The organism is Formosa undariae, from assembly GCF_042427615.1.
Taxonomy (GTDB): Bacteria; Bacteroidota; Bacteroidia; order Flavobacteriales; family Flavobacteriaceae; genus Formosa; species Formosa undariae.
Genome location: NZ_JBHMEZ010000032.1, coordinates 137,412 through 159,564 on the forward strand (window position 1 = coordinate 137,412; position 22,153 = coordinate 159,564).

Consider the following 22,153-nt stretch of genomic DNA (forward strand, 5'->3'; position numbering starts at 1 on the left):
AATGCACAACCAATAGAATTCACTATTCTTAATTTTACAACATCCTTCATTGTAAAAGAAATTAGTAATACAAAAGAAGCGAAGTAGCCTATCCATTCCGTTAGCGAAATCCCTAAAACATCCATAGTGTCACTTTTAAATTAAAGTATAGAAAACAAAAAAGAGGAACCCAACAAAGGATTCCTCTTTAAATATATTGATAATCTTACAATAACTATTAAAAGTCTGTAAGTATTACATAATTTTATTACGCTTACGATCAACTTCAGATAAGTGAATTTTACGAAGACGTAAGAAATGAGGAGTAACTTCTACGTACTCATCTTTTTGGATATATTCTAAAGCTTCTTCTAAAGAGAATTTAATTGCAGGTACAATTTTAGCTTTATCATCTGCTCCAGACGAACGTACGTTACTTTGCTTTTTAGCTTTAGTAATGTTAATGTTCATATCATCTTGACGCGAGTTTTCACCAATAACTTGTCCTTCGTAAATATCTTCTCCTGGTTCAACGAAAAACTTACCTCTATCTTGTAATTTATCGATAGAATAAGGAATAGCTTTACCGTTTTCCATAGATACTAAAGATCCTGAAACACGTCCTGGAATAGCTCCTTTTAAGGGTTGGTATTCTTTGTAACGGTGTGCCATAATAGCCTCACCTGCAGTAGCAGTTAATAATTGGTTACGTAAACCAATAATACCACGAGAAGGGATCATGAATTCGCATACCATACGATCTCCTTTAGCCTCCATAGATAACAATTCTCCTTTACGTAATGTTACGAACTCTACAGCTCTACCCGATACATTTTCTGGAAGATCGATCATTAATTCTTCAATAGGCTCACATTTTACACCATCGATTTCTCTAATGATTACTTGTGGTTGTCCAATTTGTAATTCGTAACCTTCACGACGCATCGTTTCAATTAAAACTGATAAGTGTAATACGCCACGACCAAAAACCATGAATTTATCTGCACTTCCAGTTTCACCTAAACGTAATGCTAAGTTTTTCTCTAATTCTTTAGCTAAACGATCTTTAATATGACGAGATGTTACAAACTTTCCGTCTTTACCAAAGAAAGGCGAATCGTTAATTGTAAACAACATACTCATAGTAGGCTCATCGATAGCAATTGTTTTTAAACCTTCTGGATTTTCAAAATCAGCAACAGTATCACCAATTTCAAAGCCTTCAAGACCAACAATCGCACAGATATCTCCTGTTTGAACTTCTTCAACTTTTAAACGTCCTACACCTTCGAAAACGTGTAGTTCTTTAATTTTATTTTTAACAACTGAACCATCACGCTTAACTAATGATATGTTTTGGCCCACTTTTAATTCACCTCTTGTTAAACGTCCTATAGCAATACGACCAGTAAATGAAGAGAAATCTAAAGATGTAATCAACATCTGAGTATTTCCTTCAGTAATTGTCGGAGCTGGAATATGTTCGATAACCATATCTAATAATGGTTCGATGTTATCTGTTTCGTTTCTCCAATCATCACTCATCCAGTTGTTCTTTGCAGAACCATATACTGTAGGGAAGTCTAATTGCCATTCTTCTGCACCTAATTCGAACATTAAGTCGAATACTTTTTCATGTACTTCTTCTGGCGTACAGTTTTCTTTGTCTACTTTATTTACAACAACACAAGGCTTTAAACCTAAGTCGATTGCCTTTTGTAATACAAAACGCGTTTGAGGCATAGGCCCTTCAAAAGCATCTACCAATAATAACACACCATCGGCCATGTTTAACACACGCTCTACTTCACCACCAAAATCGGCGTGACCAGGAGTATCAATGATATTGATTTTAGTGTCTCTATAAATAACTGAAACGTTTTTAGAAGTAATTGTAATTCCTCTTTCACGTTCTAAATCATTATTATCAAGGATTAAGTCTCCTGTATTTTCGTTATCACGAAATAAATGACAGTGGTACATAATTTTGTCAACCAACGTCGTTTTCCCGTGATCTACGTGTGCAATAATTGCAATGTTTTTAATATTAGCCATAATTGATGCCTTATTTAAGCGTGCAAATGTACGTTTTATTTTTATAGTATAATGATTAAAATGTTATTAATTAATGATATGTTAATCTCATCTCCAATTTATTTACTAACAACCCGCATTAGAACATAAATTAACACCTTACTAATTGCATATCAAATCATTAAAAAAGCATTAGATAATTGCCAAATACATAATTTCAATGTCGGTTTTTACAACCTGAAGATCATTTTAATAATTTCATCCTTATTATATAGGTATTCAGCCTCGTAAACACATCAATTTTATCACTTTAATTTTACAATATTCAGTCCCAATTAAACTTTAGTTTTTTTACAAATCGTAATATTATAATCGATCCACATTAATTTCAATCGTTTTTCTTAAATTTTAAAACACAATCAATTTAAACTCCTAAACCCACACCTATAAAAGCGTATTAATTTTCCGTAACTTTGTGCCCTAAAAAAATATTAGCATATGAAACTTTCAGATGTTCCTCAATTAAAATATACAGATTCTAATAACTTCTTCCTGCTTTCTGGGCCATGTGCCATCGAAGGGGAAGACATGGCATTACGTATTGCCGAAAAAATAGTATCTATCACAGATGCTTTACAAATTCCGTTTGTATTTAAAGGAAGCTTTAAAAAAGCAAACCGCAGTAGAATTGATAGTTTTACTGGAATAGGTGACGAAAAAGCATTGAAGATTTTAAAGAAAGTTTCAGACACCTTCAACATCCCAACTGTAACAGATATTCATGAAATTTCTGATGCTGCTATGGCTGCCGAATATGTAGATGTCTTACAAATTCCAGCGTTTTTAGTACGCCAAACAGATTTACTTGTTGCTGCTGCCGAAACAGGAAAAGTAATCAACTTAAAGAAAGGACAATTTATGAGTCCTGAAGCGATGAAACATGCCGTGCAAAAGGTAAAAGATTCTGGAAACGATAAAGCGTGGATTACAGATCGCGGAACCATGTTTGGGTATCAAGATATGATAGTCGATTTTAGAGGAATCCCAACCATGCGCCAATATGCACCTACAGTTTTAGATGTTACGCATTCACTGCAACAACCAAATCAAACAAGTGGTGTTACAGGTGGAAGGCCTGATATGATTGAAACCATTGCAAGAGCTGGAATTGTAAATAACGTTGATGGATTGTTTATTGAAACCCATTTCGACCCAGCAAATGCAAAAAGTGACGGCGCAAACATGTTACATTTAGACCACTTAGAAGGTTTATTAAAACATCTTGTTGCGATTAGAAAGACTATAACTGCGTTTTAAATTTAGACTCCATTTTAATGAAAATAAAGACTATTATATTTTTAATAGGAAGTATTCTATTGCCCTTATTAAACTTAAATGCTCAGAGTGCAGACACTCTAAAATACACTTCCTCTAACAAAGGTAAATTCTTTGTAAGTTGGGGCGGAAATCGAGATACTTATTCTAAATCGGATATTACGTTTACGGGTGACGACTATAATTTCACACTGTACGATGTAGATGCTCACGACAAACCTAAAGGTTGGCATGTAGACTATATAAATCCAACTCGTATGACCATACCCCAAACTAATTTTAGATTGGGATATTTTATTAGTGATCACTATGCGATTACAGCGAGTTTAGACCACATGAAGTATGTGATGACGAATAACCAAGTAGTTCGTGGAAATGGATATATTGACATCCCAGAAGGCGATGAAAGTGCTATTTACAACAATACCTTTAGAGACGATCCCGTGTATTTAAATGAAGGCTTTCTAACCTTCGAACATACCGATGGTTTAAATTACGTACATTTAGAAGTTGCGAGGTATGATGATATTTCTAGCCTTTTCGGAATTAATAACACCGATGTGTTTCAAGTTAATTTAACAGAATCTGTTGGTGGTGGTGTTTTATATCCAAAAACCAATGCCAAACTTTTAGTTTACGATCGTTACGATGAATTCCATATTGCGGGATATGGCCTTTCTGCTAGCGCAGGTTTAAACCTGACCTTCTTTAAACACTTTTTTATTCAAGCCGATTTAAAAGGTGGTTTTATAAACATGCCAGACATTCGTACAACTAATAATCCAACAGATCGCGCATCTCAGCACTTTTTCTTTGGAGAAACCATATTATCCATTGGTGGAATTTTTAGACTCTAATTTTTGATATTCTAACTTATGACGTTCTTAAAAAACAGTCTTGCATTTCTCCTATTGGTTACATTTTTTAGTTGCGGACAATCGAAAAAAGAAAGCGTAAATTCGACTTTAGCGGTTAACGATTCTACTGATAACGCAATAAAAACGGCTATAAATAAAGCACCAAGAAGTAACGCTACACCGTTTTTTAAAAGCTTAGGAACAACTCCTAACTGGGAACTTCTACTAACACAAGATGCCATTCAATTTTCATTGCAAGATGAAGATTTTAGTTTCCCTTTGCCAAACCCCATTTTGGCAGCAGATGCTAATGTAAAAATGTATCGTACGGAAACTGAATCTGCACAAATTAAGATTCAGATTTCAATGACTGAATGTACAGACTCAGAATCTAAACCACATCCATATACGGTTTCAATAGATTTTAAAAAAAATACTGATGTCGATTTCACTGCTCTTAAAGGTTGTGGTGACTATATTACAGACTATCGCTTGCACGATATTTGGGTTTTAGAATCAATTAACGATGAAAAAGTAACGAGAGATCAATTCACTAAAGAATTACCTAATTTGGAAATTAACAGCAGTGAAAATTCATTTATGGGTTATGCCGGTTGTAACACTATGCGTGGTTCTATTTTTTCTGAACAATCTAAAATTCGTTTTAAACAAATTATAACGACTCGTAAAATGTGTCTGCCAACAAATAAAGAAGTTCAATTTATAAAAGAGTTAGAACGTAGCACACAATTTAAAATTGAAAACCTTCGTTTATATTTATCTAATCCCGACGGAAACACACTAACATTTAAAAAAGTAGATTAATTATGGATATTTCTATTAGACAGGCCACAGCCGAAGATTTACCTGAAATCACCTCACTTTTTAGAAACACCATTACTCACATAAATTCGAAACATTACAACGAAAAACAAATTACGGTTTGGGCTTCTGGCGCAGATGAAACAGATTTGTGGTTAGAACGCATTTCTGAGTTTTACTTTATCGTAGCAGAAAACGAAACAGAAATTGTTGGTTTCGCGTATTTAAAGAAAGGCTATTATTTAGATGGTTTATTCGTGCATAAGGACTACCAAAGGCAAGGTGTCGCTTCTTCTCTACTCCGCACTATGGAATCGCAAGTTATGGTAGAAGAATTTCCTGAAATCCGCTCAGATGTTAGTAAAACGGCATTGCCTTTTTTCGAAAATAAATATTACGACATTATTAAAAAACAGAAAAAGTCCTTTAAAGGTTTAGTCTTCGAGAATTATATTGTGAAGAAAACACTGTAAGTTACTTCTTCTTAGCTTTCAGTTTAATTTTTGAAGCAGACTTAAGCAATTCCACAAAGCGTAATTCATCTAAATCTTCTAAATTTTTAACTTGAATAGATCGCACCCGCTTCCTATTGTTAGCGTCTTGTAATTCTGGAAATTCAGTTTCTAAAAGCGCGCCATCCATAAAAACCACATCGACATAATCGGTGCCTTTTAACACATTTAAAAACACAAAAGACTTTTTATTATAATAGTAAAACGGAAGTTTATAACTGTATTTTTCTTCAACATCCAATGTTTTCATTATTACACTCCTCACATACAACATAATAGATTGATACGGTTCTAGTTGACGTAATATGTGTTCTTCGGCGGGTTTCATCTGTTTTAATCATCTTATTTCAAATGTCAAGTTACTATTAACGACTAAAATTCAAGGTCTGCCAAAGTCTTTTTTATTTTTATTTAAATTAATTATAAATAAGCTTTGATAATATAACACTCTAATATACATTTGTCGAAAAAATACCTCCCAATTAATACTAAGTCTAAATAAAAACAATGAAAAAATTATTCAGTTTTGCTGTATTCCTCCTAACATCTTTTGTTATAAATGCGCAACAAATAATTGTAAACGGAACGGTTACAGATTCAGAAAACACACCTATAGCTGGAGCAAACATTCTAATAAAGAATACAAACAAAGGAAATCAGACCAATATAGATGGCCACTTTAAAATTGAAATTGAAGCAGGATCCTATACTGCAGTAGTATCTTACTTAGGTTATAAAACAAAAGAACTTCCTTTTTCCGTATCTAACGGAAACACCACATTACCAACAGTTGTATTATACGAAGGACAAGAAATCTTATCCGAAGTTGTTATAGATGGTAAGCGACGTAATATGTTTGCTAGAAAACAAACGGCCTACGTCTCTAAATTACCATTAAAAGATTTAGAAAATACTCAGGTATATTCTACAGTTACCACAGATCTTTTAGAATCACAAATTGTAACTAATTTTGAACAAGCGTTAGATAATGCAACAGGGATACAAAAACTGTGGACCTCTACCGGACGTGGTGGAGATGGCGCTGGATTTTATTCGTTACGCGGATTTAGTGTGCAACCACAATTAGTAAATGGTGTTCCGGGATTAACAAACGGAACCATTAACGCAGCAAACATCGAGCGTATTGAAGTTATAAAAGGCCCATCTGCTACGCTTTTTGGTTCTTCAGTGAGCTCTTATGGTGGATTAATAAACGTGGTGACTAAAAAACCTTATAAAGGATTTGGCGGACAAGTCTCTTACACAGCTGGATCTTACGGATTAAATGTAGTTACAGGAGATTTTAACACGGCTTTAGATGAATCTGAAAACATTTATTTCAGATTAAACACATCATACCATACAGAAGATAGTTTCCAAGACGCCGGATTTAGCAAATCATTTTTCGTGGCACCATCGTTATCCTATCAGGTAAACAATAAATTATCGTTCTCTTTTTATGGTGAAATCACTCAGGCCGAAAAAACAAATCCAACCATGTTATTTTTAAGTCGTGCTGGAGCAATGCAATATGCCAACTTAGATGAATTGGGTTACGATAATAAAAAATCGTACACCAGCAATGCTCTAACATTAGAAAATCCTACTCAGAATTACAGAGTCGAAATGGATTATAAATTATCTGAATCTTGGAACTCGCAAACCTTAGTGTCTAGAAGTGTCACCTCTACTAAAGGGTATTACACCTATTTATACGATTTAACAGGTGCTGGTACATTTTCTCGTTATTTAAACAAACAAGATGCGCTTACCAGAACTACAGATATTCAACAAAATTTTAATGGTGACTTTAAAATCGGAAACTTAAGAAACCGTGTGGTTATTGGTTTAGATTATTATACAGTAACTGGGATAGATAACGGTAGTGGTTATGTTGGTTACGGCGCTGTTACGCCATCTAGCGGAGAAGAAGTTGATGGTTATCCGTTAACTACAGCTGGAGTCGATGCAGCTTTAGCTGGTGCGAGTATAAACAATTACAAAACACGTTCTAATGTGTATAGCGCGTATGTTTCAGATGTATTAGATATTACATCTACATTATCTGCAATGGCAAGTGTGCGTTTCGACCAATTTGATAATGAAGGTGATATTACGAGTAATGACGATGATTACGATCAATTTGCTATATCTCCTAAATTTGGTTTATTATACCAACCTATAGCAGATAAATTGTCTGTGTTTGCAAACTGGCAAAACGGATTTACAAATATTGGTCCGCAATTGGTTGGAGACCCAAACGCAACTACAGGACAGGAACTTAAAAATTTCGAACCAGAACAAGCCAATCAAATTGAATTTGGAGTTAAAACCAACTTCTTTAATAACCGCTTAAATGCAACGGTAAACTACTATAACATTCTTGTAAATAACAGACTTATGACAGATCCAAACGATGCGTTTGGAAAAATTCAAGATGGAGAAGTTTCTAGCAAAGGTTTTGAATTAGAAATTAATGCCAACCCCGTAAATGGATTAAACATACGAGCAGGGTATAGCTATAACGATAGTGAGATTAAAAAATCGAGTACAGCGTCTACTATTGGAGAACGACCAGCAGAAGCAGGTTCAGATATCGTATATAACTTATGGGCCGATTATATTTTTGAAACTGGTGCTATAAAAGGTTTTGGAATTGGAGCAGGATTTAACGGTGCTAGCGAACGCGATATTATAAATGCTTCTGGATATACTTCTGGCGTATTTAGCGTACCAAGTTATATTATTGCTAACGCTTCTATATATTATGCAGCAGACAAATACCGCGTAGGTTTAAAATTAAACAACATGCTTAATGAAGAATACTATTCAGGTTGGTCTACATTAACACCACAGCAGCCAAGATCTGTATTGGCTAATTTTGCTTTTAAATTCTAAAAACGTATTTAATTATGAAACAATTAATTTTAACCCTTGCCTTTATAGTCTCAGCAGTCACTCCTACTTTTGCTCACTACTTATGGATTGAAACTAATGCTGAAGGCAAAACCGGAAAAGAACAAGAAGTAAACGTGTTCTATGGCGAATATACCTACGGAGTGACAGAACAAGTATCGGGAGAAGCTTTCCCTAAAGTAAAAGATTTTACGCTTTGGGTTATTGATGCTACTGGAAAAAAAACACAGTTAAGTGTTATAGCTAAAACAGACAGATATGTTGCTAAATTTACGCCTGCAACAAACGGGACGTATACTATTGTTTTAGATAACAATAAAATTGATGTTATTGATTATACAAAATATGATTTCGGGATTTTCAAAACGCATTATAATGCATCTGCCATCGTGCAAGTTGGAAAAAAAGCAACAAACACGAATAATAGTAATGACACAGGTATTTCTGTTATTGAAGTTGCAAATAATACTGAAGACGTAAAACTACAAATCTTATTTAAAGGAGAGCCTTTAAAGGATCAACAAGCAGATATTTATGTAGCCGACAATTGGTCTAAAAAACTAACAACAGACTCAGAAGGTTACATCACTTTTAAACGTCCGTGGCAAACAAAATACATTATTGAAACCACTACGAAAGAAGAGATTCCAGGTAAGTATAATGGCAAAGATTATCAGTTTATCTGGCATTGTGCAACTTACTGTATTCAATAAAAAACTTAAAGACAACTCTGAGAGCAATCCTTTCAGATTTGTTTCAATTTATAAAATAATATGATTTCATTTGCAATTTTATTGGTTGTTATAGGCTTCTATCTGCTTTATACAACATCAGAAAAGATGGATGCGCCAAAACTATTAGGTTTCGAAAACCAATTGGTTCAGCATAAATCGGCTTCGAAAATAGCAGGACTCATTTTACTTATACTGTCTTGTATTTTAACAATAAACGTGTTTGGTTTAGGTGCAGGAATCTTTTTATTTTTAATTAATCTTATGACGGTTGCGAGTTTAATTGTGCTATTAGCGCCTTTAAAATTGTTCAATGCCAAAATGCTTTTTATTTGCATGGCGTTATGTGTTGCTGTCGAATTTTTAGTCCACATTCCTTAATTCTAATTGTATGCCTGCAAATAAAAAATATCTTACAACATCACCATGGCAACGGTTTGCTAAAATAACAGCGGGAATACTTGGCGGTTATTTGGTAAGCATGTCTTTCCATATGGCACTAACCTCTTGGATAAGTGCGACCAACATAATTATCACCTCAGCATTTACTGGATTCATCTTATGGGCGACACTTATGGTTGTGGCGTTTATAGCTAAAAACGGATGGAAAATTTGGGGCTTATACATCCTAACAACCTTACTGTTCTCTTCAATATTATATCTAGGAACTCTTTATAATCCCTTAGTTTAAACTTATGAGCGATAAAAGAATTTATAACATTCTATTTCATACGCATACCATTAGTGGTATCGTAATTAGCGTACTGCTTTATGTGATATTTTTCGCAGGCTCGTTTTCTTTTTTTCGAGATGAAATTGTAAACTGGGAGCGCAATCAAACAGTAAAAAATACTGAAGCCTTCGATTTAGATTTCGATGAGGCATTAGATACCTTAAATACAACCTATAATTTAAATAGTAGAGATATAGAACTCTCTAAACATTTTATAGAACAACGTATAGGCGTAGCGTTTTCTGCTCCTAAAGACACCATACTTAATCCAAATACTAAGGCAATTAGGTATTCAACTTTAGATACTAAAACCTATGCAGAGAATTCTTATGATGGAGATTACACATTAGGTGAATTTCTATACCGTCTGCACTTTTTTGCACAAATGCAACCTATAGGTTATATGCTCGCCGGCTTTATCGCGTTCTTTTTCTTGTTTGCCATCATTACAGGAGTTATTGTGCATTGGAGTAAAATTGTCTCAAACTTTTACACCTTTAGACCGTATGCAAAGTTGAAAACATTGTGGACAGATGCTCACACCTCGTTAGGAGTTATCGGCTTACCATTTCAGTTTGTGTATGCCGTAACGGGTGCGTTTTTTATGATAAAAGCTATTATAATTGCCCCTACTGTTTTTTTTCTTTTTAACGGTGATTCGGCTAAATTTTATGATGACTTAGGATATTCTCATCCAGAGTACGAATACACACATACACCTTTAGATAAAGATTTTAGTCTTAATTATTACGTCGACAAAACGGAAGCTTTATGGCCCAACTTTGATGCCACTCAAATCCATGTTTTCAATTATGGAGATGCCAACATGCATGTTATGATAGAAGGGCATTTAAAATATAAAGATAAATATACCGCAGTTGGAGAAGCCATTTATAAAGTAAATACCAATACGCTAATTCATAAAAAAGATCCCTACCAAGATGCTACATATTTAGATAGCGTCAAGAATATATTGTTCCGATTGCATTATGGTGATTATGGAGGCATGGCATTAAAACTAGTGAGTTTTCTACTTGGTCTTATTTCATGTCTAGTTATTCTTTCTGGGGTTATGATTTGGGGCGTTGCAAGAAACAAGAAAACAACTTCTGATAAGAAAAGACGATTTAACGAATGGCTGGTTACCATTTATCTTGCCATTTGTTTAAGCATGTACCCTATTACGGCGCTTTCATTTATTGCTGTAAAAATAAACGATCATGCAAGTAAAACGTTTATTTATAGCTTCTATTTTATAGGATGGCTGCTGTTAACGTTGATTTATAGTATAAAAAAAGACAATTATTTCACGAATAAGAATACGCTGCTTTTAGGATCCATATTCGGATTTTTAATCCCGATTACAAATGGCATAATGACTAATAATTGGATTTGGTCAAGCTATAAAAACGATCAATTCCAAATCTTTTTTATCGATGTATTTTGGATCGCTTTATCTGCAATAACACTCTTTGCATACTTTAAACTAAAAAGCAAACCAAAGGACTAGCTCTGTATAGAATACCATGGAGTTGAAATTAAAAAAGAGAACTACTTATACTTATATAAATAGTTCTCTTTTTAATTTTATAGAATAGCACTCTCTATTATTTATTTGAAAGCCATAACGTTTTTAATGTTTACTCTTTCCCATCTACATAATCTTGTAGATAAGCAAAACGCGGCGTTAATTTTCCATTTTGAGTCATTCGCGAACGCTCTAAAACACCATCTGCATCATCGTTGAAGAAGGCAGGAATTACACTTTTTAGAAACATTTTACCAAAACCTACACTAGCATCTTTTGGTAATTCGCAAGGTAAATTATCGACTGCCATAACAGCAATAGCATCTTCAGATTTAAAATCGACTTCTTCTTCCGTTTGCGGATTGTAACCATAAATCGGATTTTCGATAGTTGAAGGTCGAATTGTTGTCGCTACCGGCCCATCGATATCACAGCTAATATCTCCAACGACTTTTATATTGAAATCTGCAGTTTTGGCATCGTCTCTAGTAAATAAATACGGCGCGCCATCTCCATAAAAATGCCCCGTAATTAACATATCGGATACTTTTGCAAATCTCATAAAAGTTGATTCGTATTGCGTACCATTCTTAAAAAAATCTTTAAGAGGTTTTACCTTACCATCTTTACGTGCATTATAATCGAGAGAATCGATATTACAATATACTGCTGTCGAAAAGCTTTTTGTCAAGTAATCGTTTATACTTACTTTCTGAATTTTAAGCGCTTCTAAAATCTCTATAGCACCTTGAGCCACTTTACCGCCTCCGGTTAAAAGAATTTTTATGTTTGGAACTGCAATTTTATGTAACTGCGTGTCTAATGCTTTCTGATCGGCTAAAGTCGTTGCTTTAGGTAAATTCCATGTATCATACTTTAATCCCCAAGTTCTAAACGTATTGTATGCCCCAACAATTCCAGCATAACGTCCGAAGCCAATTAGTCGATTGCTCTTAGCATCGATTATAGTTTCATGATCGTAAAGCGTTATATTTTTATCTAAAACGGCTTGTAATAATTTCCTATTATACGGCTGCTTTTTTATGGTGTGCGAAAAGAAGAAATACGATTTATTCGGAATTAAATAATCTACAGGAACTTCCTTTACACCTATAAAGACATCGCAATCTGAGATGTCTTTGGCTAAAGTAAATCCAGTAAGTTTATAAACTTCGTCTGGAAAGATTCTGATTTTTGATTTTTCGACTTTAAAACTCGCCTCTTTAAACTGCTGTTTGACTTGCAATAATATTTTCGGAGAAAACACTACACGTCTATCTGGAGGGGATTTACGTTCTTTTATAATTGCAAATTTCATAGTTGAAGATTTTAGAGTTCTGACACCTTAATATATTGGCACAAATTTTGTACTAAATTACATGGAATTGCGAGTTTAAACAAATTTTTTTAATAGCTTTGCAGTCCTTATTTTTCCCTATATGTTTTAGGTTGAAATAAGTTGCGTTACCGGTTGAAGTGACATCCTTTTTAATTTCAATACAAATTAAAAAGATATAACGGAAGACCTGACCCGGAGGGGAAACGCCCAAAACACTTACTACAATGGGGTCGACTGGTTTTGACAGCGAGATTTATTGAACGGTAAGCACGTCGTGTAATGATTTTGAAACACGTAAAAGGCTAGATCAAACTTTTTAAACGGCGAGAATAACTACGCTTTAGCTGCTTAATCCGAACTATAGTAGGATTGGCCTAGGTACACCAGGTGTACAAGCTTTATGTCTCCGGAAAGCCTTGATTGACGGCGTTCCATTTTGAGGCATCGTAAATGTCAATATAGAAACTGAGGCACTTTGACTCGGTTTTGAAACTAAAGAAGATAAGTTGTAAGTGGGTTGTCTTTAACCAGCTTACAAACGAAAACCCAAGAAAAGAATAAACGTGTAGAAAGCCCTTTGGTGACTTGTTTGGACGAGAGTTCGATTCTCTCCGACTCCACTTAAAAGCCCCGTAAACCCATTGTTTACGGGGCTTTTTGTTTTTTTAGTAAAAATTTAAAGAATGCTTTAAAGCTACAAAAAGACAATTCCCTAATGTTTATAGCATGTAAGGAGTTTGGTAGAAAATAATATCCATATGCTATCATACCGAAAAGAATTCGGCTGTTATCCCTATATATTAAGTACTAATCTTTTACATTATTAGGCGTATTTAGAGTAGTTATTGTTGTTGTAACGCAGTCTCCATCAATTATGGTAAGTAGTAATTGATATAAATTATTATTACTTGGAATTTCTAATTCGACTTTTGACGTATGCCCTATATCTAAGATTGTTATTGGGTTCCCAAATTTATCACTCTTAATCAAGGACCATTCATACTCTAAACCATCTATTTTTTTTCCAAAGATCCAACCCTTTTCAAGATCAAAAATCATGGCATGATAAGTAAAAACATTACCAATATAAGTTATACGAGATGGTTTTAATATATTAATTTTTAAACACTCATTATTATTTTTAGCACTCTTTAAAATGTTAAATATTTTAAAATAATTAGATTTAAATCTTCCTTTTCTATCTATTAAACCATCGAAAGTCAAGGAATTGCTCCCGTATTGGTCTTGCCATTCTTTCAAATAAAAAGACGAATTATTTTCTACACCTGCAATATCTATTAAATCGGCGGGGTCAATATCGCTTAGTAAGTAAGGAATATTAGTCTTCGTACAGTATTCTAACACATGTTCTAAATTATCATTATCCTTAATAACTAAACCTAAAGCATCTATATTAGGTACCTGCTCCTCAATCATATTAAAATGATGGATACTTTTATTGTTTACTTCTACATCCAAAATTATAGGGCGTTTAGAATCAATATTCTTGATCTTAACGACAATATTATTTAGCCATAATAGATAGGCTTGGTTCTGATAAAACAATTCTGGTTTATTAAAAATATTTTTTTGATTTGATAACACATCATTTTGTATGGACCACGAAATAATATTAGTCCTATGATTATTCTTAGCAATCTTATCGAGAATTTTATTTTCAAGTTGTTTAAGCTTTAATGTATCGAATCTAAAATTTATATCTTCTGGAATCCAAAAACCATAGCTTACATTTAAATTATATGCTTTACTTAACTTTAAAACATTATAGTCATACGCTGAATTTTCTTTAAATCTTATAGTATTTATCCCTACCTTTTTCATGTTTTCAAAATCTGTAATTAAATTTTGTCGACTTAAGATATGATAATCTTGACTCCAATATCTCCCTTTTTTTAAATTAACCCCTTTTATGTTATGTCTTAATTTAAATTTTGAATCATTTTCCTTAGTTGCCAAAACCTCGGAATTATTAAAAATTTTATGCTGAAAATAATTTTTAAATTTATTTTCCGGTATATCTCCTTTTGAAATCGTCCAATCAAAATAATTTGAAGATTCGATTCCTTCTGGCAAATTATTATCTAACTTGCTATTAAAGTAGACTATAGCGTTTATTTCATCAAACTCATATTTTAAGGTATTAAAGGCGCTTGAAAACCATTTTCTTTGATTATCTCCATCTTTTAAGGCTCCAAATTCTGAAATCATAACAGGTGTATCAGGCAAGTTCTCAAATTCATTATGAAAAGAATCATATAATTGTTTAAAACTATACCAGTTATCCATATTTTTTGATGTTGCATAGTTTAGAATATTAACCCCAAACCAATCTACGTAATCCGGACCAGGATAGAATGTTTTTATATTTTTATGCTTCCATGGATTCCAAACCCATATTACATTTTCTACGCCATTTTCTCTAAATATATCATGAACATGTATCCAAGCATCTTTAAATTTTGTGGACGCATTTTCAGCATTATCATACCACGGATAAAAAGGATTATCGAATTCATGTGAATACCTTAAGAAAATAGGTTTATTTAACTTTTTTAATTCAAGAGAAAATTCTTTTATATAGGCATCTAGGTAGCCATCTATAATTAACTCGTTCACATGCTTATTTCCGGGTACTAGACCTACAAATGTATTTAACCAAGGTTCCCATGTAATCATTGGTATTGCATTTCTATTATAAACAGATGCCATTGTTTCATTAAAAAAACTAGAATCGATAGTCTTATCCCAAGCTAAATAAAATGAAATTATGTCCATTTTTTTATCTAATACCTGCTCGACTTCCTTAATATTTTTATCAACTGAAATACCATTATCTTTATCTGGAGCGAACACACCGACATACTTAACATGTTCAAGAAGAGGTTTTTCATAAACCACACCATTTACTCTTTTTTGGTCTTTATTATATTGCAGAACGATACAAGACAATATAACAAATGAAAGCAGAATTAATGCCCAATTATTTAAGATTTGGAACACTCTATCCTTTTTAATATTCGGCATAGAATGCTTTTGAATGTTAATAAACTCATCATAATTCAAAAATCTTCTTTTTTCGTAAGCCAGACTTAAAGTATAAAGCATGATACTTGAGTTCCATAAAGCAAAAGCAGCCATAAGTATTGAAAACGGTGTAAAATCTGCATTTAAACCATAAATTATTGAAATCAAAGACACTAGGGCAACCATTATATTTGGTAAAACGATTCCTAATCTAGTGATCTCTTTATCGGATTTTGGCGTTGGAATATAAACCACTTTTTTTCTTATAAAAGTAAACAAGACTCCGATTAGAAAAACCCACCAAGTACACTGTAACAATAACCCCCCGATAAGATGTATTCCTCTTTCATTTTTATTTATAACCCATTGTTGAACATAGAACCGAATAAAAATAATACTTACGATGACAGGACAGACAATTAATCCAAAATTTAAGACATTTCCTTTCCAAGGTGTAATTGAAAAAAACAAAGCAATTACAGGAATTAGAAAACTGATCATAAACATAAGGCCAGACAAGTAATGAAGTGGTAAAACACCATAATGTAACTTTTGTCTCCAAGTGAAATGTTTACATAATTTAGGGTATACCTCTGTTAATAATTCAAAGGTACCTTTAGACCATTTTAATTGCTGCTGATAAAAAGATGTTAGTGTAGCCGGAACTAAACCTTTTGTGAAAGATTGAGGTATATATACAGATTTCCATCCTTTAGCATGGAGTTGCATTGCCGTATGCATATCTTCAGATAATCCTGGAGCATGTCCTCCTATAGAATCTAAGGCTGTTCTTCTAAAAATGCAATTGGCTCCGATGGCATTTACCGTTCCATAGGAATTCATCCCCATCATCAAAGGACCATAGAAATGAAAGGTTTGCTCTGCCGCACCTGCTGCGACTTTAGACTCTGTAGTATTATAATAAGCCTGGACGGTCTGAACAAAACCAATAGAATCTTCTTGAAAATAAGGAATTACTTCTTCTAAAAAATTTTCTGAGGGTATATGATCAGGATCCAGAACAAGACATAAATCTCCTGTAGCTTTTTTCAATGCATTATTTATATTACCCGCTTTTGCATCTGTCCTCACATTTCGAGTGACATGAATTATATCGTGCTCTAAACAAAACTTCTTTAAATATCCATTATTTTCTTCATCACATAAATAGGTAGTGTGAGGATATCTAACCTTTTTTATTGCAAGTAATGTTTCAGTAACCATTTCTATTGGTTCTCCGGGAAAATAGGTAGTTAAAATATCAACATTAAAGTTTTTAGTCAGCTTTGGCTTTTTAGGAACACTCATATTCCAATAATGGTACCATATATAAATTACTCTAAAGCCATCGAAACTAAAAAGTATTATTAACAAACTATATAGAAACACGTTATCTATAAAATCTTTATTAATTAACCAGTAAAAAAAAATGAATGATACTTATTAATCCTAAGAGAATCATTATCCTTAGAATTATACGCTGTTTTTTATTCGGTTCTTTAAATTTGCTGTTATTGACCATTTAGTACGTAAAAAGGAATGTTAGCTGTTGAAAAATTATTGTGGGTATCATAAACGTAGGCGAACAATCGATAAGGCCCCTCTTTCCTCGGAGTAATAAAGGTTATACTTTTACCTTTGTCGTCATCATTTATTTGAAATGTATTTAAAGACGTTTCATATATCCATTCTTGATTGCCCCAACCTTCTTTATAAATTTCCCATTTATAAACTAATGTTGTATCTCTTTCATTTTGCAAACTAATTCGCGCATCGACTAAATCATTTGGCTTCAAGACAACATGCTCTTGGTCTATCATACCTTTCAAGAACATTGCATTAATTTGAGGTGGTAATTTCACTGAATTCTTGGGTGTACTCCACAACGATTGCAAATCATAAAACGTTTGCGATTTTCGTCCATCTGCATCAAAAATATTAAACCATGTTGGCGTGCCTTCTATTTTTGTTCCCCAATAAAAAGCCAAACTACCAAGACTTAAATCATCATTTTTGATATAATTTTTATACGTCTCTTTAGAAAAGGCTCCCTTTTGGGTGCTATTCAACTCTAAAATCGCATCCCAATCATTTTTTGCAGCCTCCCAAGGTCCATTAATTCCCCATTCGCTTACGTAATACGGAATAGTTTCTGTGACAAAAGAAATTTTTGAATTTAGGGCGTTTAAATCTTTAAGATTACTAAACACATTAAATCCCAAAAGATCTATTTTTGAAGAATGTATATAAATACCAAAGGTCTGTCCTCTGGATGTACCACTGATTGTGGTGCTTACTAGGTGGTTTGGATCTTCTAGATGTATGAGATCTATTAATGAGTTAAATGTTTTTATAAAGTTATTCTTTCTAATAACTAAAGGATAGTTTAACTCATTCCCTAGATTCCAAATTAATAATGCCGGATGATTTTTATGTTTATTAACAAACCGTTTAACATCCTTTTGCAATTGAATATTATAAGATTCTTCTGAATACGGGTTATAATATTTTCCAAATTTAGGTAACGGTATATCTACAATAACAGCCAAATTATAGCGCTCTGCTTCATCTAAAATATGACCAACATTTGTAGTATCATACACCCTAATTGTATTCCCTCCTATTTTAGCTAATTCTTTAAAATAAGCAGTACCAGACACTCCTTTAATATAGAATGGAAATCCATGACGCATTAGCTGTTTACCTGTGGGTGTTTTTTGCAGATATACACTTTTAGTTATATCGATATTATAAGGTCTAGAATAATTAAAATACAACAGTAACATAACTATCGAGATTCCTATCAAAATGATATAAAAAAAATATTTTTTCATAAACCTAACAATTATCTAATACAAAAACACAAATAGACTAAAAATCAATTCATTGCTAAAAAGAACATTAGATATATCGATACACGTTCCTTCTTTACTATTCCTTTTCGCACGTTCTAACATTTTGTACTGTATAATAAATGTAGGAAAAATCCAATAACATATCCATGTTTTAGTTTTAGTTTTTTATTATTTTTTGAACACACTAACAAACTACAACAATCTGACATTAAGCCTTATAAAAACAATAATTATGTATTTTTAATGCCACATTATTACGAATAAACGATACTTATCTTAAAAAAAACAGAAAGAAATCTTAGCCTTGGCTATAAGAGGAAATCGAAATAGCAATTTTCTTAAAAGCGTATCTACCAAACTAGAATATATTGTAAAACATTATGAAGGACATGCGCTTGAAATAGAAATTTTAAATTTCTAAAAACACAAAATCACCAACTGAAAGCGAAAGATAACTGGAGTGATTTTAAAGAATTATTTGTAAATATTCATAAAGATTTTTTCACTAAACTTAAGACGCTTCATCCCGATTTATCGCGTACAGAAGTAAGATTTTACGCCTATATGAAAATTAATATGTCGTCGAATAATTTATGTACTGTTATGAATATTTCTAAAGATGGACTAAAAAAGAAGTTGCATTTAGAAACTGGAGTTAGCTTTAGAGATTACATGAATATGATATAAAAAACTAAATTTCGCACATTAAAGCCTTTTGGTTTTAACCCCATTTTATGTAAAAACACTAAACCAAAATCATAAAACACTACTTTATATAATGCCACAAACACGGTCTAAATTGTTTGAAAAAGTTAGGCTTACAATCTATGTGGTGTAATGTTATGGCTTCTTTTACAAACAAAACAAACTATAAATAGAGTCTATTTATCATCTCTAGGACACATTTAAACAATTAGACAAATTTCCCTTGTCTAACAATAATAACAAAAGAAAACTTCAAAGTTAATCGCTTTTTAGAAAAGCGTTAAAATCATCGTAAAACCTTGGTTACTTTCGGATTCTTATAAAATATCATCGTAAATTTATACGATATCTTTTTAATACTAAGCATTTTATTATGGCAAAAAAGAAAATAATTACAGAAGAACAAATTATAGATTTATACATGGATTATGTTTTAGAACATGACCAACAACCAAAAACGGTTTATGCTTTCGCGAAAGCAAGTAACTTTGAAGAACAGAAGTTTTATGAATTTTTCGCTTCTTTTCAAGGTTTGGAAGCTCATATTTTTAAAGCCTTTTTCGATAATACATTAAAAGTGCTTCAGGTAAGTGAAAATTATGATTCTTTCGATGCCCGAACCAAACTACTAAGCTTTTATTTCACGTTTTTTGAAAATCTAACAGCTAACAGAAGTTTTGTTTTGTTTGCTTTAAATCAGCACCAAAACAAACTAAAAAACCTAAAGAGTTTAACCAAACTACGACAAGAATTTCTGGGATATATTTCAAGTTTAGATATTGAGACTTTAGAAACAAAACAGGAAAAAATTGACAAATTTCAAGAGAAAGGATTACAAGAAAGTGCTTGGGTACAATTACTAATCACTTTAAAATTTTGGATGGAAGACGATTCGTCTGGATTCGAAAAAACAGATATTTTTATTGAAAAATCTATAAACACAACGTTTGACTTTTTAGATACTGCACCGCTAAAAAGCTTATTCGATTTAGGTAAATTCCTTTTCAAGGAAAAAGTGCAGATGAAATAGAAGAAAACTATGAAAGCGATACACAAAATTCCAACATCTAAAATAGAACGTGCATCCAAGTTAGTCTCTACAGGGGCTAAAATTGGTGTAAATTATATTAAATATTACGGCGATAAAATCACAAAAACAGAACTTGAAGCCAAAGATAAACTGAATGCAAGTAATGCTTCCGATATTTATGATGGCCTAAAACAGCTTAAAGGAAGTGCACTTAAAGTGGCACAAATGTTAAGTATGGAAAAAAGCATTATGCCTCAGGCGTATGTGGAAAAATTTTCTTTAGCTCAATTTTCTGTACCGCCACTATCACCACCGCTCGTTTTAAAAACATTTAAAAAATACTTCGGAAAACCACCTGAAGATTTGTTTGATACGTTCGATTTAAACTCTGTAAATGCAGCGAGTATCGGACAAGTACATATTGCGGAAAAAGAAGGCAAAAAATTAGCTGTTAAAATTCAGTATCCTGGTGTTGCAGATAGTATTAAATCGGACTTAGCTATGGTAAAACCCATTGCCATGAGTATGTTTAATATTAAAGGTGAAGGCTCTGACAAATATTTTAAAGAGGTTGAAAACAAACTTATTGAAGAAACCGATTATATTTTAGAAGTACAGCAAAGTAAGGAGATCTCTGAGGCCTGCGCCCATATTCCACATTTAAAATTTCCAAAATATTACGAGCAATGGTCGTCTGAGCGTATTATAACTATGGATTACATGACGGGTGAACATTTATCTGAATTCACGGCTTATAATACCAATCAAGATTTAGCAAATCAATTAGGACAAGCGCTTTGGGATTTTTATATGTACCAAATTCATAAGTTGAAAAAAGTTCATGCAGATCCACATCCTGGGAATTTTCTAGTCTCTAAAGCTGGAGATTTAATAGCCTTGGATTTTGGATGTATGAAAACCATCCCAGAAGATTTCTACGGGCCGTATTTTGAGTTGGCTTTAAAAGACAACATGGATAACCCCGAATTATTTCAAGCGAAACTTTACGAACTTGAGATTTTAAGAACAGACGATTCTGAGGAAGAAATTATATTTTTCACAGCAATGTTTCACGAAATGCTAACCTTATTTACGCAACCTTTACATGAAGACGTTTTCGATTTTTCGAATCCAGAATTCTTTGGTAAAATTGCAGATCTGGGAGAGAAATATTCTAAAAACACCCAATTAAGAAAATTGAACGCGAACCGAGGTTCTAAACATTTTATTTATATGAACCGTACCTTCTTTGGACTATATAATTTAATGTTCGATTTAAAAGCGAAGGATGTAAATATTAAAACGTGGATATAAAATCATGATTTTGGATTTAGAATCGCGTTTTCTTCATCTGTTAATAATCTAGATTGAATAATAAACCGAAGTCCCATTGGGATTTCTAATGAAAAACTGGAACCGCGCCCTGTCGTAATATCTACGGTTAAATGGGTGTGTTTCCAATATTCAAACTGATCTTGATTCATATAAAAAGGCACATTCTCCAAGATTCCTAAATGAATATCGCTTTCATCTAAATACATTTCATCTTTTTCAAAAATCATTGGGGACGATCCATCGCAGCAACCACCACTAAGATGAAATATTAATGCACCATGTTTTATTTTTAGTTGATTTACTATTTTACTTGCTTCTTCTGTTATTGCTATACGTTCCATATTTTTATAAATTAAAAAGGTTGAGTTAAACTACTAACCCAACCTAATTGCTATTA

The 22,153-nt window shown here is 32.8% G+C and carries 17 protein-coding genes and 1 other RNA gene; 12 read left to right on the forward strand and 6 right to left on the reverse strand.

All coding sequences use genetic code 11. From position 1 onward, the window contains the following. Positions 1–234: 234 nt before the first annotated feature. Positions 235–2,034: a translational GTPase TypA gene (typA, locus tag ACFFVB_RS17575; RefSeq protein WP_382384533.1), complete on the reverse strand. Its 1,800-nt coding sequence runs from the start codon at positions 2,032–2,034 to the stop codon at positions 235–237. A gap of 477 nt (positions 2,035–2,511) precedes the next feature. Between typA and kdsA the strand changes: the two genes are divergently transcribed. The 4 genes from kdsA to ACFFVB_RS17595 are packed head-to-tail and all read left to right on the forward strand — an operon-like array spanning position 2,512 to position 5,500. Next, positions 2,512–3,330 (forward strand): 3-deoxy-8-phosphooctulonate synthase, encoded by an 819-nt coding sequence (gene kdsA, locus ACFFVB_RS17580; protein ID WP_382384534.1) that lies wholly within the window; start codon positions 2,512–2,514, stop codon positions 3,328–3,330. A gap of 17 nt (positions 3,331–3,347) precedes the next feature. Further along, positions 3,348–4,205, forward strand: a complete 858-nt coding sequence (locus ACFFVB_RS17585; RefSeq protein ID WP_382384535.1) for a hypothetical protein — start codon at positions 3,348–3,350, stop codon at positions 4,203–4,205. Between the two features lie 18 nt (positions 4,206–4,223). Beyond that, entirely contained in the window at positions 4,224–5,030 is an 807-nt protein-coding gene (locus tag ACFFVB_RS17590; RefSeq protein ID WP_382384536.1) for an META domain-containing protein, read from the forward strand. A gap of 2 nt (positions 5,031–5,032) precedes the next feature. After that, positions 5,033–5,500: a GNAT family N-acetyltransferase gene (locus ACFFVB_RS17595; protein WP_382384537.1), complete on the forward strand. Its 468-nt coding sequence runs from the start codon at positions 5,033–5,035 to the stop codon at positions 5,498–5,500. Position 5,501: 1 nt separating this feature from the next. Here the strand turns inward: ACFFVB_RS17595 and ACFFVB_RS17600 are convergent, their stop codons facing one another. After that, positions 5,502–5,867, reverse strand: coding sequence for a DUF1801 domain-containing protein (locus ACFFVB_RS17600; protein ID WP_382384538.1), 366 nt, complete (start codon positions 5,865–5,867; stop codon positions 5,502–5,504). Between the two features lie 179 nt (positions 5,868–6,046). On the opposite strand from ACFFVB_RS17600, the gene ACFFVB_RS17605 reads away from it, so the two are divergent. The 5 genes from ACFFVB_RS17605 to ACFFVB_RS17625 are packed head-to-tail and all read left to right on the forward strand — an operon-like array spanning position 6,047 to position 11,429. Then, positions 6,047–8,437: a TonB-dependent siderophore receptor gene (locus ACFFVB_RS17605; RefSeq protein ID WP_382384539.1), complete on the forward strand. Its 2,391-nt coding sequence runs from the start codon at positions 6,047–6,049 to the stop codon at positions 8,435–8,437. A 14-nt stretch (positions 8,438–8,451) separates the two neighbouring features. Beyond that, a complete protein-coding gene (locus tag ACFFVB_RS17610) occupies positions 8,452–9,168 on the forward strand; it encodes a DUF4198 domain-containing protein (protein WP_382384540.1) in 717 nt (238 codons plus the stop codon). 60 nt (positions 9,169–9,228) lie between these two features. Next, positions 9,229–9,567: a hypothetical protein gene (locus ACFFVB_RS17615; protein WP_382384541.1), complete on the forward strand. Its 339-nt coding sequence runs from the start codon at positions 9,229–9,231 to the stop codon at positions 9,565–9,567. Positions 9,568–9,577: 10 nt separating this feature from the next. After that, entirely contained in the window at positions 9,578–9,877 is a 300-nt protein-coding gene (locus ACFFVB_RS17620; protein ID WP_382384542.1) for a hypothetical protein, read from the forward strand. Positions 9,878–9,881: 4 nt separating this feature from the next. Continuing rightward, on the forward strand, positions 9,882–11,429 hold the full coding sequence (locus ACFFVB_RS17625) for a PepSY-associated TM helix domain-containing protein (RefSeq protein ID WP_382384543.1): 1,548 nt from the start codon (positions 9,882–9,884) through the stop codon (positions 11,427–11,429). Positions 11,430–11,559: 130 nt separating this feature from the next. Here the strand turns inward: ACFFVB_RS17625 and ACFFVB_RS17630 are convergent, their stop codons facing one another. Then, positions 11,560–12,765, reverse strand: a complete 1,206-nt coding sequence (locus ACFFVB_RS17630) for an NAD(P)-dependent oxidoreductase (RefSeq protein ID WP_382384544.1) — start codon at positions 12,763–12,765, stop codon at positions 11,560–11,562. 247 nt (positions 12,766–13,012) lie between these two features. Here ACFFVB_RS17630 and ssrA point away from each other — a divergent pair. Then, positions 13,013–13,409: a transfer-messenger RNA gene (gene ssrA / locus ACFFVB_RS17635) on the forward strand. A 184-nt stretch (positions 13,410–13,593) separates the two neighbouring features. Here the strand turns inward: ssrA and ACFFVB_RS17640 are convergent. Further along, positions 13,594–17,139, reverse strand: a complete 3,546-nt coding sequence (locus tag ACFFVB_RS17640) for a glycosyltransferase (RefSeq protein WP_382384545.1) — start codon at positions 17,137–17,139, stop codon at positions 13,594–13,596. 203 nt (positions 17,140–17,342) lie between these two features. Continuing rightward, positions 17,343–18,665: a glycoside hydrolase family 2 TIM barrel-domain containing protein gene (locus ACFFVB_RS17645; protein WP_382384546.1), complete on the reverse strand. Its 1,323-nt coding sequence runs from the start codon at positions 18,663–18,665 to the stop codon at positions 17,343–17,345. A gap of 1,099 nt (positions 18,666–19,764) precedes the next feature. Here ACFFVB_RS17645 and ACFFVB_RS17650 point away from each other — a divergent pair. Next, positions 19,765–20,421 carry a TetR/AcrR family transcriptional regulator gene (locus ACFFVB_RS17650; RefSeq protein WP_382384547.1) on the forward strand — a complete coding sequence of 219 codons (657 nt, stop codon included), beginning with the start codon at positions 19,765–19,767 and terminating at the stop codon, positions 20,419–20,421. Positions 20,422–20,430: 9 nt separating this feature from the next. Further along, positions 20,431–21,735, forward strand: a complete 1,305-nt coding sequence (locus ACFFVB_RS17655) for an ABC1 kinase family protein (protein ID WP_382384548.1) — start codon at positions 20,431–20,433, stop codon at positions 21,733–21,735. 2 nt (positions 21,736–21,737) lie between these two features. Here ACFFVB_RS17655 and ACFFVB_RS17660 read toward each other — a convergent pair whose 3' ends face one another. Beyond that, a complete protein-coding gene (locus ACFFVB_RS17660; RefSeq protein ID WP_382384549.1) occupies positions 21,738–22,097 on the reverse strand; it encodes a DUF779 domain-containing protein in 360 nt (119 codons plus the stop codon). Between the last annotated feature and the right edge of the window lie 56 nt (positions 22,098–22,153).

What these genes read in the sequence shown, in the direction of transcription:
- typA (WP_382384533.1), bottom strand. Translation starts at nt 2,034, where the DNA reads ATGGCTAATATTAAAAACATTGCAATTATTGCACACGTAGATCACGGG.
- kdsA (WP_382384534.1), top strand. Translation starts at nt 2,512, where the DNA reads ATGAAACTTTCAGATGTTCCTCAATTAAAATATACAGATTCTAATAAC.
- ACFFVB_RS17585 (WP_382384535.1), top strand. Translation starts at nt 3,348, where the DNA reads ATGAAAATAAAGACTATTATATTTTTAATAGGAAGTATTCTATTGCCC.
- ACFFVB_RS17590 (WP_382384536.1), top strand. Translation starts at nt 4,224, where the DNA reads ATGACGTTCTTAAAAAACAGTCTTGCATTTCTCCTATTGGTTACATTT.
- ACFFVB_RS17595 (WP_382384537.1), top strand. Translation starts at nt 5,033, where the DNA reads ATGGATATTTCTATTAGACAGGCCACAGCCGAAGATTTACCTGAAATC.
- ACFFVB_RS17600 (WP_382384538.1), bottom strand. Translation starts at nt 5,867, where the DNA reads ATGAAACCCGCCGAAGAACACATATTACGTCAACTAGAACCGTATCAA.
- ACFFVB_RS17605 (WP_382384539.1), top strand. Translation starts at nt 6,047, where the DNA reads ATGAAAAAATTATTCAGTTTTGCTGTATTCCTCCTAACATCTTTTGTT.
- ACFFVB_RS17610 (WP_382384540.1), top strand. Translation starts at nt 8,452, where the DNA reads ATGAAACAATTAATTTTAACCCTTGCCTTTATAGTCTCAGCAGTCACT.
- ACFFVB_RS17615 (WP_382384541.1), top strand. Translation starts at nt 9,229, where the DNA reads ATGATTTCATTTGCAATTTTATTGGTTGTTATAGGCTTCTATCTGCTT.
- ACFFVB_RS17620 (WP_382384542.1), top strand. Translation starts at nt 9,578, where the DNA reads ATGCCTGCAAATAAAAAATATCTTACAACATCACCATGGCAACGGTTT.
- ACFFVB_RS17625 (WP_382384543.1), top strand. Translation starts at nt 9,882, where the DNA reads ATGAGCGATAAAAGAATTTATAACATTCTATTTCATACGCATACCATT.
- ACFFVB_RS17630 (WP_382384544.1), bottom strand. Translation starts at nt 12,765, where the DNA reads ATGAAATTTGCAATTATAAAAGAACGTAAATCCCCTCCAGATAGACGT.
- ACFFVB_RS17640 (WP_382384545.1), bottom strand. Translation starts at nt 17,139, where the DNA reads ATGAGTGTTCCTAAAAAGCCAAAGCTGACTAAAAACTTTAATGTTGAT.
- ACFFVB_RS17645 (WP_382384546.1), bottom strand. Translation starts at nt 18,665, where the DNA reads ATGAAAAAATATTTTTTTTATATCATTTTGATAGGAATCTCGATAGTT.
- ACFFVB_RS17650 (WP_382384547.1), top strand. Translation starts at nt 19,765, where the DNA reads ATGGCAAAAAAGAAAATAATTACAGAAGAACAAATTATAGATTTATAC.
- ACFFVB_RS17655 (WP_382384548.1), top strand. Translation starts at nt 20,431, where the DNA reads ATGAAAGCGATACACAAAATTCCAACATCTAAAATAGAACGTGCATCC.
- ACFFVB_RS17660 (WP_382384549.1), bottom strand. Translation starts at nt 22,097, where the DNA reads ATGGAACGTATAGCAATAACAGAAGAAGCAAGTAAAATAGTAAATCAA.